Source organism: Carboxylicivirga sp. M1479 (assembly GCF_007097485.1).
Lineage (GTDB): Bacteria > Bacteroidota > Bacteroidia > Bacteroidales > Marinilabiliaceae > Carboxylicivirga.
In genome coordinates this window covers 77,006-89,528 of sequence record NZ_VKDE01000022.1, presented here as the reverse complement: position 1 = coordinate 89,528, position 12,523 = coordinate 77,006, and the positions used below count along the sequence as shown (strand labels likewise).

At 35.7% G+C, this 12,523-nt stretch carries 11 protein-coding genes; 8 read left to right on the top strand and 3 right to left on the bottom strand.

Annotation, left to right across the window (positions count from 1 at the left end):
• Positions 1 to 46: 46 nt before the first annotated feature.
• The 6 genes from FNN09_RS14125 (at position 47) to FNN09_RS14100 (ending at position 5,144) form a co-directional block, all read left to right on the top strand.
• Positions 47 to 2,131: a ComEC/Rec2 family competence protein gene (locus tag FNN09_RS14125; RefSeq protein ID WP_143303020.1), complete on the top strand. Its 2,085-nt coding sequence runs from the start codon at positions 47 to 49 to the stop codon at positions 2,129 to 2,131.
• A 97-nt stretch (positions 2,132 to 2,228) separates the two neighbouring features.
• Complete coding sequence (gene trkA / locus FNN09_RS14120) at positions 2,229 to 3,569, top strand: Trk system potassium transporter TrkA (protein ID WP_143303019.1); 1,341 nt, start codon at positions 2,229 to 2,231, stop codon at positions 3,567 to 3,569.
• 10 nt (positions 3,570 to 3,579) lie between these two features.
• Complete coding sequence (locus FNN09_RS14115; RefSeq protein WP_143303018.1) at positions 3,580 to 3,807, top strand: immunity 17 family protein; 228 nt, start codon at positions 3,580 to 3,582, stop codon at positions 3,805 to 3,807.
• 74 nt (positions 3,808 to 3,881) lie between these two features.
• Positions 3,882 to 4,235, top strand: a complete 354-nt coding sequence (locus tag FNN09_RS14110; RefSeq protein WP_143303017.1) for a DUF6249 domain-containing protein — start codon at positions 3,882 to 3,884, stop codon at positions 4,233 to 4,235.
• A complete protein-coding gene (locus FNN09_RS14105) occupies positions 4,235 to 4,786 on the top strand; it encodes an RNA polymerase sigma factor (protein ID WP_143303016.1) in 552 nt (183 codons plus the stop codon). The genes FNN09_RS14110 and FNN09_RS14105 overlap by 1 nt, the downstream gene beginning before the upstream one ends.
• Before the next feature lie 10 nt (positions 4,787 to 4,796).
• The gene (locus tag FNN09_RS14100) at positions 4,797 to 5,144 is read left to right on the top strand and encodes a hypothetical protein (protein WP_143303015.1); all 348 of its coding nucleotides are present in this window, start codon (positions 4,797 to 4,799) and stop codon (positions 5,142 to 5,144) included.
• Position 5,145: 1 nt separating this feature from the next.
• Here FNN09_RS14100 and FNN09_RS14095 read toward each other — a convergent pair whose 3' ends face one another.
• From FNN09_RS14095 to mnmH, 3 genes are all read right to left on the bottom strand, one after another.
• Positions 5,146 to 7,578 (bottom strand): ABC transporter substrate-binding protein, encoded by a 2,433-nt coding sequence (locus FNN09_RS14095; protein WP_143303014.1) that lies wholly within the window; start codon positions 7,576 to 7,578, stop codon positions 5,146 to 5,148.
• Positions 7,579 to 7,677: 99 nt separating this feature from the next.
• Entirely contained in the window at positions 7,678 to 8,709 is a 1,032-nt protein-coding gene (gene selD, locus FNN09_RS14090) for a selenide, water dikinase SelD (RefSeq protein ID WP_143303013.1), read from the bottom strand.
• A complete protein-coding gene (gene mnmH, locus FNN09_RS14085) occupies positions 8,697 to 9,725 on the bottom strand; it encodes a tRNA 2-selenouridine(34) synthase MnmH (protein ID WP_143303012.1) in 1,029 nt (342 codons plus the stop codon). The genes selD and mnmH overlap by 13 nt, the downstream gene beginning before the upstream one ends.
• Before the next feature lie 394 nt (positions 9,726 to 10,119).
• Here mnmH and FNN09_RS14080 point away from each other — a divergent pair, with 394 nt between their 5' ends.
• Together FNN09_RS14080 and FNN09_RS14075 are read left to right on the top strand one after the other, a co-directional pair.
• A complete protein-coding gene (locus FNN09_RS14080) occupies positions 10,120 to 10,623 on the top strand; it encodes a hypothetical protein (protein ID WP_143303011.1) in 504 nt (167 codons plus the stop codon).
• Positions 10,624 to 10,859: 236 nt separating this feature from the next.
• Entirely contained in the window at positions 10,860 to 12,398 is a 1,539-nt protein-coding gene (locus tag FNN09_RS14075) for a phosphatidylserine/phosphatidylglycerophosphate/cardiolipin synthase family protein (protein ID WP_143303010.1), read from the top strand.
• The last annotated feature ends 125 nt before the right edge of the window (positions 12,399 to 12,523 follow it).

The following is a 12,523-nucleotide window of genomic DNA, read 5'->3' as shown; positions in this document are numbered from 1 at the left end:
TGTGATTGCAATTTAGATATCATAAATTTAATTTATTTATGATAGTATGCTAAATCTATTTTTGAAGAAATCTCCTTTTGTTCGCTTAGTAATACCACTTATTTTTGGTGTTTACACTGGGATGGTCTTGAGTGGCTTCATGTCAATTATTTTATCTCTATGTATTATATGTATAGCGTTTTTATGGCTCTTAATATACTGGTTCAATAAAAAAGCAAAGTACAGGTATCGCTCACTCAGTGGGTTAACAGTGTTTCTTACTTTTATTTTAATAGGTAACTTTTATATGCAAGTGCGCAAACCTATGGTTTTGCCACCCATAGGTAATGATGTCGCAATAAGTGTTCGGGTAATCGAGATGTCGGGAGAGACACCTAAAAACTATACTTATGAAGTGCAGTTGCATGGCACCTCATCTGATTCGATCAATTCTTTTTGTGGGGGTAAAGGCTTACTATACTTGCCTAAAAAAATATGCAAATATCCTGTTTCAGCAGGAGATAAAGTTCAGTTGTTAGGTCGATTTATTCCTTTTACAAATGCAGATAGTCAATTTGATTTTGACTATTGTGGGTATTTACGCAATCAACGATTTGTCTTTCGGTATTATGCTTCAAGCATGCAAATTGATACTTTAGATGCCGAAAATAATAGTCACTCTCCAATTATATTTAGTGCTAAATTAAAAGAAAAGCTAAGAATTCGCTTTCTTAAGGCTGGTCTTCAGGAATCTAATTTGGCTATTCTTAATGCTCTGTTTTTGGGTGATAAAAGTCGATTAACATACGATCAGAAATCTGCATTTTCTAATGCAGGCGCAATGCATTTGTTGGCAGTTAGTGGTTTGCATGTTGGCATTATTTATATGATGATTTTGGTATTATTACAAAGTATTGGTTTTAAAAAGAAATCAATAATTGTTGCTTTGATAATTATCTTACTATTGTGGTTCTACGCTTTAATCACAGGATTTTCACCATCTGTTATGAGAGCTAGTATCATGTTTTCAATACTTGAAATTGGCCGAACAGTTAAACGTAAGACAGGTGTTTTTAATTTGCTAGGAGCCTCCATGTTTATCATTATTTGTTTTGAGCCCTTATCAATATTTAATATTGGTTTTTGGTTAAGTCATGTTGCCGTAGCTTCCATAGTCAGTTTTTATCCCTACATCAATAATTGGTTTTCGTTTAATTTTCCACCTTTTAAATGGCTATGGTCAATTATTGCAGTTTCACTGGCAGCCCAAATAGGTACTTTGCCTTTGTGCATTTACGCTTTTCATTCGTTCCCGGTTTATTTCATCTTAGCAAATGTATTTTTAATTCCCATTGTAACACCAGTGCTTATATTAGCTGTATTAAGCTCTGTTTTTTCATTCTCAATAACTTGTTTGCAATTTATCATTCCCGGATTGGATGGCATGTTAAGCTATATGGAGGCAATGGTTATTTGGATTGAATCTCTGCCTTACTCAAGTATTGAGCACCTTTATCTGCAAGGTGTACAAATGGTGTTAACTTATTTGTCAATTGTATTTTTATTGATATTTATCGAATATAGATGGATCAAATACTTTCGTTATCTGCTCTATACCTTAACAATTGTACTAATAAGCTTTGTTGTAAGATCACACAATTTGCCGCAGGAGTTACTATATGTTGCCAATGTTAAAGGTAAAAGCGTTGTTAATCATATTTGTCCAGACCATAATACGGTGTACTCAAGCGATTCTTTGTCAGATAAAGAAATCGATTTTGCCTTATCTGGCTTATGGGCTTATTGTGGAGCAAGATCAAATTACACCGTCAAATATTTACAAAATGAACAGCTTTCACAACCTGTTGTTATACTTATAAATAGCAAGAGAATTGCACTTGTTCCAGATAAAGCTAAATGGAGGTATGAGCTAAATAACTCAAATGTGGATTATTTACTTTTAATGGGGCAGCCAAACATGACATTAGAAGAAGTTAGAAATACCATGCGAATTGGTCAAATTGTGATTCCCAATGCCTGGAAGTATTATCAAAAGAAAAAGTGGTTAAAGAATCATGCTAAATATGTTGAAAAGGTACACGATATTTATCAAGATGGAGTTCTTTTTATAGGCTTGAATAAAAGGTGGTGATTTAAGTGCGTTTTTATTTGGAGGTTTGGTAGTATTATCTATTAATTTGCGATGATTTTATCGGGCAAACAACCTTTGCTAAACAACACTGATTATTATGAGAATTTTTATTGCAGGAGCAGGAGAAGTTGGAACGCATTTAGCAAAAATGCTGTGTTCTGCTAATCATGATGTCATTTTGATGGATGAAGAGGAGGAGAAACTAAAACAAGTTGATTCTCACTTTGATCTAATGACTATTGTTGGTAGTATTTCATCCATAGAAGATTTGCGTGAAGCCAATGTTAAATCTTGTGACTTGTTTATTGCTGTTCCTCCATATCAGGATATGAGTATTTTATCTTGCATTTTAGCAAAGCAACTTGGAGCAAAAACCACCATCGCCCGTGTCAATAATTATGAGTATCTGTTGGAGGAGAATAAAGAGTTCTTCGGCAAATTAGGTATTGATGAATTAATTTATCCCGAGCAATTAGCTGCTAAAGAAGTATATGCATCTTTAAAGCAAGTAGGAACGCGACAAATGTATGAGTTTACAGGTAGTAAACTTGTAATGTTTGCACTTAAGGTTCGTGACAATGCACCTATTGTCAATAAAACACTGGCCGAAATTTCAGGCATGTACGACAAGCAGGAATATAATATTGTGGCGATTAATCGCGATAGTGATACCATTATCCCACGAGGAAAGGATTCCTTGTTACATAATGATTTAGCTTATGTCATTACCAATAAGTCAGCAGTTCAGCAAGTAATGGCCGATGCAGGTAAAAAGCAGTTTGAGATAAAGAATGTCATGATTTTGGGCGGTAGTCGTATTGGTAAAAAAGTGGCTCAAAAGCTGGAGGGGCAGTATAATATTAAGCTGATTGAAATAGATAAAGATAAAGCAGCAAGGCTGGCCGATATTTTGGCCGATACCTTGGTTATTAATGGGGATGGGCGTAACCTGGAGTTGTTAAAAGACGAGGGAATTAAAAAAATGGATGCTTTTGTGGCTGTTACAGGCAACTCAGAAGTTAATATTTTGGCTTGTCAGTTGGCAAAGAAGATGGGCGTTCGAAAAACGGTTGCCGAGGTCGAAAATATCGATTACATTGATTTAGCCGAAAATATAGGTATTGGAACTTTAGTCAATAAAAAACTAATAGCAGCTAGTCATATTTACAGATACACATTGAAAGCGCATGTTTCGCATGTAAAGTGTTTAACAGCAACCGATGCTGAGGTGTTGGAGCTAATTGCTCAACCTGGCTCTAAAATTACCAAAGGGCCATTGCGTAAACTGAGTTTGCCTAAGGATGTTAATGTGGGAGGTATTATAAGAGGCGAGTCTGCCATAATTGCCAGTGGCGATACAATAATTGAGGCAAATGATAAGGTGGTAATGTTTGCCATGCCATCTAGTTTTGTCAAAATCGAAAAAATGTTTAGCTAAATTTTAGCCGATGAATTCAGATGTATTGTTTTACCTTATGCTTGGAGTGGGGGCTTTAATATTAATGGCCTCTATTACTAATTGGGAATGGTTTTTTAAGCAACGTAGAGCACAGGTAATGATTAAGTTGATGGGGCGAAATGGAGCCCGTATCTTTTATGCTGTTCTTGGTATCTTATTCTCTGTTTTTGGCTGGCTGGTTTTGAGTGGACAAATAGAGATTGATTCAATCTTTTAAAAAAGTTAGTTTTTATTGTAACCATTCTATGTTTGAGTGTATCTCAGTAGAGAAACAAATAAAAAGAATGGATTATGAATGACTTAGCACTAGCAGTAATTTGGTTGGGATTATTCTCAACAGTTTTCTTTTCATGGTATTTTTATCTGCAAGCTCGTACAAAAGAACGAACCATGTTAATAGAAAAAGGAGCCGATGCCAGTAATTTTTACGGTAAGAAACCTGAACGAAAAGGTTTTACTTTTCCTTGGCTCAAGTTCGGTCTTCTATTAGTAGGTATATCTTTCGGATTAACACTATCTACCATTGTTGAACCTTTTCTTCCATCTAGCATAGATGCCGAACCAATGATATTTGGATCGACAGTTTTGTTTGGTGGTATGGGTATGGTATTGGCACATTTTACTGATAAAAAGAGAGTTCAATAGTGGATCATATTTACATCAAAAAAGTAATAGAAGGCGATGAGCAGGGGTACCGATATTTTATCAGACGGTATCAGGACATGGCCTTTTCTATTGCTCTTTCTGTTGTAAAGGATGAATTTCTAGCCGAAGAGGTAACTCAAGAGGCATTTATGAAATCTTTTGGAAAGATGCATACCTTTAAGGGGCAGTCGAAATATAGTACCTGGTTTTATCGTATTATCGTTAATATTGCTTTTAGGCGTTTAGACAAAGAGAAAAAGTGGAAAAATGAGCCATTGGTAGCAATAGAAGATACTGTTGACCAAAGTCAGTTTGATACTTTGGAACAGGATGAACGCAAGTATTATATCAATGAAACCCTTAAGTTAATGAGTGCCAATGAGAGCTTAGCTTTGCGATTATTCTACTTAGAAGAATTAAGTATTACTGAAGTAAAGGATGTAACAGGCTGGTCAAACAGCAAGGTAAAAGTAGTAATGCATCGAGCTCGAAAAAGTTTTTACTCGTACCTCAATGATATACTCAAGAAAGAATCACGTTTAATTATCTGAACAATATAGGATGGACGAATTTAAAGATCAGCAATTGAAATCATTGCTTCGTGAAAGCAAAGTTGAAATGCCATTTTCAGATTTTGAAAGTAAACTGATGTGGCGAGTAAGAACTGAGCTAGTTGGTAAGCGTTCTGTTATTAAAAATCTTAGGCTTTCGTGGTTATTTTTTGTGTTGGGATCTGTATTTGGCATCGCTGTAAGCATTACCTTACCTATGTTTCAGATAAGCATTGGAGGTTTAGATTTCCAATTACTTAAATACCCTTTATTAGCAAGTGTTCTGTTTTTAATTTTTTGGCAATTAGATGGCATGATAAAATTTACAACACGCCAGCGTAACAAAGAAAACATTTGATTTATTGCTTGTATGGGTGTGTGAAATAAAACTTGGTGCCTTCAGCAGGTTTGCTTTGCACAAAGATTTGGCCACCCAATAATTCAACTAGGTTTTTAGCAATCGATAAGCCCAAGCCAGTACCACCTAAATTCGCTCCAAATCGTTCTTCTTCTCTAAAGAACCTATCGAATATTTGCGATACACGTTCTGTTTTAATGCCAATGCCTGTGTCTTTAACATACAATATAAGCATGTCATTTTGGTTCGATGGAACAATTCCAAATTCGATACTTCCTTTTGGCGTAAACTTAACAGCATTTTCAAGCAGGTTGGTTAATATTTGGCGTAATCGGGTTATATCGCTTTCAAGCCTTAGGTTTTCAATATCTAAATCAGGATGAAAGTAATACGAAAGCTCCAAGTCTTGCTTTTCGAGTTTGTTTATACGTAATTGAAATACTTCGTGAAGATGTTTAAAAAGTTTTTCGATGTTAATATCACTCTTTACAACTTTCAATTGAGAAGCTTCTATTTTAGAAATATCAATAATGTCGGAAATAATACGTAGTAACTGTTGTGAGTTGTCCTCAATTATATCTAAATAATGTTCTCTTTCTTTTTGCCTGATACTTGAATCTTTAAGCAAATCGGTAAAACCAACAATACCGTTCATGGGCGTCCTTATTTCATGGCTCATGTTAGAAAGGAAAGCCGTTTTTAGTCGATCACTTTCTTCTGCTTTTATTTTTGAGTTTTTGAGTTCTTCATTAATGCCCTTTAGAGCTTCGTTTTGCTGGCGTAAAAGTATTTCTTTAAAACTGAGCTCTTCGGTAGTTTTTTTCAGGTCAGTTACATTAATGAGGGACACAATAACCTTGCTCCATGTTTTTTCATAGCCGTTAGGTATTTTCACTGTTATAGAGACATGTATTTTATTCCCCTTAAATGTTATGTGTTCCGATTCCTGTTCGTATAAGTATATGCCTTTATAAAATGTAATAAGCTCTTCTGCAAAATCTTTAAGAGCCATTTCATTAAACACCTGATTTACATTTTCTAAAATATACTTTTTGTCCTTAGCCTCCATGTATTGTACGGTGGCTTTGTTAATATTGATTATGCGAACGCCTTGTGCACATTCTTTAACAAAGTTCGGGTTACTTCTCAAGTAGCGTTCGATATCTGTATTGCCGCTATTAACCAACTCATCAAGCATTTGCTTGGTTTGGCTAAAATCTTCCTCCCACAACGATATGGGCGAATCTTCAAATAATAATTTATAACGATCCTCACTTAATGATAGGTTGGCATGAGCCATTTGTCGGCGACTAATTTCGTTTCTCAAGCTTTTGTTTGCCTGAGAAAGTGCTTCCGTTCGTTCTAATACTGATTTTTTTAAGCGGCGATTAAAGGTGAAAAATATACTTAAGCTTATCAGTGAAAGAATTACAATAGCTAGTAGAATATATAGAAGAAGTTTAATTCTACGTGTGTTAAAGGGTTGATAATCTTCAAGTAAAAAACCATCTATGGAATAAAGAGGCTGCAATTGTCCAATTCTAACAAATGTTTCGGCAATATAGTGCCACCTTTCAGGAGACATATGTCCGGGATCAATTAATTTTGGCATTATTAGCTCTTCCATCACGGTTGCTTCGTAACGCAATTGCTCTTCGGAAAGGGACGTTTCATAGGTGTTAATGATGTGTTCAATTAGCTCCTCCTTGTTGTCCATGGCATAAATCCACCCATTGAGCGATGCTTTCACAAAACGCTCTACCTTTCTTCTATTTTGTTCAATATTAGCTTGTGAAGTAAATAATATGTCGCCATATAAATCTATGCCATACGATCGGGGTTTAAAAACGATATGTTCAATGCCTTTTTGATCTAGAATGTTTGGGGCATCGGTAAGGTAACTGGCAATAATATCCGTTTGCTGGTTCGCAAGGTCATCTATCAGTGAAGTGGAGTTATTATAGGTATAGTTTTCATTACTAATGCCAAACTTCATCAGTAAAGCTTCGGTGGATGTAAGTCCGTGCCTTCCTATAGATATGCGACTATTTTTAAAGTCTCCAATTGTTTTAATACTTGTGTCTTTTCGAGCTATGAGAACTTCGGGAGAATGCTGGAAAATAGCAGCCAATGCAACAACAGGGAGCTTATTATTACGATCACTTATCAGTGCTGAATTACTGATCCCATAATGTGCATTCCCCGATAGAACTTCTTGTACCATGTTAACGCCTGGATGCCCTGGTTTAACAATGACATGAAAGCCTTGGTCGGCATAATAACCTTTTTTAATAGCAGCATAGAAGCCTGCAAACTGAAATTGATGCTTCCATTTTAGTTGCAATACAATGGTGTCATTAACTTGTTTAGCAAAGCTATTATGGCACACTAAAAGTATTAATAAGCAGCTAACTAGCTTAAGGGCTTGTTTCATTAAAAAGACTTCGTTTCATTTTTTGGAAGTCTGAATATACATTTTTTTTTCTACCAATAAAACAAAAATGTCGAATGTGTGGAATGAATAGTTTTTTTGTTACTCAACGTATATTAATTTCTCCTTAGCACAAGTGAGTTCCCCAAAGCAGATTGGTTCAATATCATGCTCTTTTAAAAGAGTCTCAACTTCATTGATGGATTCATTTTCAACTGCAATTAACAAGCCTCCGCTGGTTTGTGGGTCACAGAGAATATCCTTGTAATAATCGTGGCTTAATGTAACTTCATTACCGTAACTAAGCCAGTTACGTGTAGTGCCTCCTGGTAAACACTGTTGGGCAATATACTCATTTAACATTGCTAGTTTAGGTACTTTGTCAAAGTTAATATGGGCGCTAAGCCTACTGCCTTCGCACATTTCGCTTAAGTGTCCTATCAAACTAAAACCAGTAACATCAGTCATGGCTTTAATACCTTTAATAGTTGCCAGTTTTTGACCTATCAAGTTTAATTGACTCATTAAATCTGGAGCAATATGGCTATGCTCTTGCTTTAACAATCCTTTTTTTTGCGCGGTAGATAAAATACCAACTCCCAAAGGTTTGGTTAAGTATAGTTTGCAACCTGGTGTTGCCGTGTCATTTCTTTTAAGCTTATCAAGATCTACCCGACCAGTAACCGCTAAACCAAAGATTGGTTCAGGGCTATCAATGCTATGTCCTCCAGCTAGAACAATACCTGCTTCTTTACATGCTTGCCTGCCACCATCCATTACTTGTGAGGCTACTTCTGGAGATAGTTTGTTAACTGGCCAACCTAAAATGGCAATGGCTAATAGAGCCTGGCCTCCCATGGCGTAAATATCGCTAATGGCATTTGCTGCCGCTATTTTTCCAAATGTAAATGGATCATCAACAATGGGCATAAAAAAATCAGTGGTGCTAATAATGGCCGTTCCATCCTCCATATCATATACAGCAGCATCATCACGACTGCTATTGCCCACAATTAGTTTGTCATCGTGAATTGGGGTAATGTTGCTTTTTAATATATCTGTAAGAACCGATGGTGCTATTTTGCAGCCACAACCTGCGCCATGGCTATATTGTGTTAGTTTTATTTCAGACATGTTGTGTATTCAATTAATGTTTTTGCATTTTCCTGTGCATTGGTATTAGGCATAGGTATAAAATGAATATCAGAGGTGTCTCGTTTGGCTATTCCTCGTTTATAATACTTATCGTAATAACCAAGGGTTAACAGGGCCACTTCATAAAAATTATCCTCCTGAAGATAGTTATGAGCTTTTTTTGCTACATCATTACCCAATCTTCTCGAAATACGATTAATACCGTTACTTAGCTTGGCTTTATCGCCCAAGGCATATTCATTTACTAAAAGTTTAGCGCGCTCTTCTTTACTTATTTCGATAAAGTACAATGAAGAGTTGCGCATTTTCTGGTATAAAAGCATTGGAATATTAACATCGCCAATGTTGGGACTTTCATCTTCTACCCAAATAGGCAGATCCATATTAAATTGGCGCCACTCCCAAAATAGGTTGTTCTCAAACTGCTCGGTAGTTGGTTGTTTAGCCATTCCAATATTTCCAAAAGCAGAACCTTTATGTGATGCAAGGCCTTCCAGATCCAATACCTGAAGTCCGGCTTCTTGTATTTTGTGTAGTATATGTGTTTTACCACTGCCAGTATAACCACCCAGTAGATTTAAAGAGCCCTGTTCAAAGTTGTTTAAAGCTTCATAGCGATATGCCTTATAGCCTTTTTCGATGACATAAACCTGATTAAAACCATTGTCTTTTAGGTGTTTTGCAAATGCATGACTACGCATGCCACCTCGCCAACAATGTATTACAATATTTTTCTTTGGTGCTGCTTTTAGCGATTCATCAATAAACCATTGAAGTTTAGGATTTACATATTGATGCCCTAATTCAATTGCTTTTTTTTGCGACTCTTGCTTGTATACAGTTCCTATGTCGGCACGTTCATCGTCACTAAATAATGGTATGCTATAAGCTGTTGGTATGTGACCCTTTTTATATTCCCCCGGTGAGCGAACATCGATTAACGGTATATGGCTATACTCCCTTAAGTAACTTTGTATACTTATATCTATTGGCATGCGGCAAAGGTAGTCATATTGTTGAATGACTATAAAAGTAAAGTGGTTATTTAAAAAATGAAATTTTCATAGTTGATTGCACTAACAAGAATTATAAAAAGTTGATTGGTTTAATACTTGGCTAAAGCTAGTCGAATCCTTTATTGACAATATGTACTGTTAGGGTATTGTTGGTAATGCGATGTTTTGCTAAAATAATTGAGTGATATTTTTATTTATCAAATAAGTCATATTCACTATGTTATTGCTACTTTTTTATTAGTTTTGAGCTGTCTCAGTTATACATATAATTTGTGTAGTGGGATGGGGAGGATTCAAACACAAGCTAATTATGGAGTATTAATAAACGTGCATAGGCCATGTTATGAGCTTATGTGTAATAAAATAATGCATCATGTATTATAGAAGCAAGGAGGTTCAGCAACGATTTAACATAGGAGTGGCCATAGTATTCATCATTAATTTATCGTTAATGGTGTTTGTTAATCTGCTATTCGGAGTGTTGAGTACTATTATTACTTTGGGTATATTTTTGACTAAAGCTGGTTTAGAAATTGATACTGAAAGTGGTAAAATGAGACGCTATTATCAGTTTTTCAATTATATATCAGGTACCTGGAGAAAGATACCTGCTTTAGATTATGTAACGGTTGTAAGGGTTATGATGACTTGCAAGAAATATCAGGCTTCTTCTGCTAAGTATGTACAAGCTGAATCTTCAGATTATCGATTCAGAGTTAACCTAGTGACTAAAGAAGAACGCCCAAGCGTTATAAAGGTTATGACTACCGACAAAAACAACGCAATTGAAGAAGCGTTAGCTCTTGGTGAGTCATTAGGACTTGGAGTGGTGGATGCTACTACACGTGACCGTAAGTGGATTAAGCAAAGTGTATAGTTAAAGAATTTATTGTATGGTACATTGTTAGGATGCTTATGTATATGTGAAGTTAGTTGGATGGCACAATCTTATTTAATGAATAGCATTTTTGAGTCTACAAAATTTCATGCATAGTGCACTATAGTTATTAATTTGTTTTATTGTATATTAACGAAGTAATGCTTGGGACTATGCTATAGTCGCTTCTACGAGTGTTTTAAGTGTTATTATTCACACATGTAAAGCGTTGATTCATGAAATTCTTATCAATAAAAATCAATTACCTACTGCTTGTTCTGATAATTGCATCTTGTTCGCCCAAAAAGCAACAAGGTTTTTCCGATACAGATTTTTGTTCAAAAATTCATAGAAACGATAGTATAAGTCTAACATCCGAATTGCTTGGTTTAACTGACTCCATGAAAACAAAAACGGGAGTTTATGTGCTTGAGGATGGTGCGGGATCAATGGTTGCTCGTGCTTGGCTTTCTGAATATGCTGAGAAAACGATGGATATTCAATACTTTATATTTTCATTGGATAATGTTGGTCTGATAGCTTGTGATTACATTGTACGAGCTGCAGATCGAGGTGTTAAAGTACGTATTCTTGTTGATGATATAATGGTAGATGCTGATATTGAAGATATTCTAACATTAGATTCTCACGAAAATATTTCAATTAAGATTTACAATCCAGGTGTTAACCTGGGCAAAAATATTTTTTCTAAGATAAAAGCGGTTGCCAGTGACTTTCGTAGCGTAAACCAACGCATGCATAACAAGGCCTTTATTGTTGATGGAAAAGTTGTGATAACAGGTGGTCGTAACATGGCTGATGAATATTTCGACTATGATCATGAATATAATTTTCGGGATCGTGATGTGCTTTTAATTGGTAAATCAGTTAATGATGTTTCCACTACATTTAATAAATTCTGGACCAATTCCTTAAGCACACCAGTCCGTCAATTAAGCGATAAAGTTATCGAATATGAAAAAGTAAAGCATCGGTTTAAGCGTTTGCACGAATATGCCTGTAACCCTGAAAATTTTTGGCCTCAGATTCGTACTCGAATAGAGCAATTGCCACTTGCTTTTCAGCAATTGGTTGATTCAGGTGAATTTATTTGGGTTGAAAAAGTAGATTTTGTGTCAGATGAGCCTGGTAAAAATGATGGAACCCAAGGTTTGGGTGGAGGAGGAGCCTCAACTGATGCGTTGATTAGTTTGCTTCGTGCCGCTAAATATTCAATCGATATTCAAACACCCTATTTAGTTACCACAGAGCTGAGCCAGCATATTTTTAAACAAGCAGTTGATAGAGGCGTTCGAATAAGAATATTAACCAATAGTTTAGCAGCTACCGATAATGTTGAAGCCTTTAGTGCCTATCAATCGAGCAGGAAGAAGCTACTACAAACAGGTGTTGAGATTTATGAATTTAGACCTGATGCGGCTGAACGAGCACAGATAATGACGGATGAACTGCATGAAACATTGGATCATATGCCCATATTTGGTTTACATGCCAAATCAATGGTAATTGATGATGAAATAACCGTAATTGGCACCTTTAATTTAGATCCACGAAGTGCAAACCTTAATACTGAGTGCATAGCTATTATACACTCGGAAAAGATAGCTAAAGGAGTGGCAGAGGGGATGGAAATTGAATTTCAGCCCGAAAACTCATGGCAAACAACACTTGATTTTAATCCCGATTCGAAAGTGAGTAAGATAAAACGGGTAAAAACATGGACACGTAAAGTTTTACCAAAGGATATTTTGTAAAAATATAAACGAGCGATGAGAGTTATTTTTCATACTGGGTTATGATTGATACTATATTCTTGAGGTACTTTTTATTTGCCACTATACTTTAGGGCAAATCTTCTACATATTATTGATGCAATCGT

Coding starts and splice junctions, on each gene's coding strand:
- FNN09_RS14125 (WP_143303020.1), top strand. CDS start 47: ATGCTAAATCTATTTTTGAAGAAATCTCCTTTTGTTCGCTTAGTAATA.
- trkA (WP_143303019.1), top strand. CDS start 2,229: ATGAGAATTTTTATTGCAGGAGCAGGAGAAGTTGGAACGCATTTAGCA.
- FNN09_RS14115 (WP_143303018.1), top strand. CDS start 3,580: ATGAATTCAGATGTATTGTTTTACCTTATGCTTGGAGTGGGGGCTTTA.
- FNN09_RS14110 (WP_143303017.1), top strand. CDS start 3,882: ATGAATGACTTAGCACTAGCAGTAATTTGGTTGGGATTATTCTCAACA.
- FNN09_RS14100 (WP_143303015.1), top strand. CDS start 4,797: ATGGACGAATTTAAAGATCAGCAATTGAAATCATTGCTTCGTGAAAGC.
- FNN09_RS14095 (WP_143303014.1), bottom strand. CDS start 7,578: ATGAAACAAGCCCTTAAGCTAGTTAGCTGCTTATTAATACTTTTAGTG.
- selD (WP_143303013.1), bottom strand. CDS start 8,709: ATGTCTGAAATAAAACTAACACAATATAGCCATGGCGCAGGTTGTGGC.
- mnmH (WP_143303012.1), bottom strand. CDS start 9,725: ATGCCAATAGATATAAGTATACAAAGTTACTTAAGGGAGTATAGCCAT.
- FNN09_RS14080 (WP_143303011.1), top strand. CDS start 10,120: ATGTATTATAGAAGCAAGGAGGTTCAGCAACGATTTAACATAGGAGTG.
- FNN09_RS14075 (WP_143303010.1), top strand. CDS start 10,860: ATGAAATTCTTATCAATAAAAATCAATTACCTACTGCTTGTTCTGATA.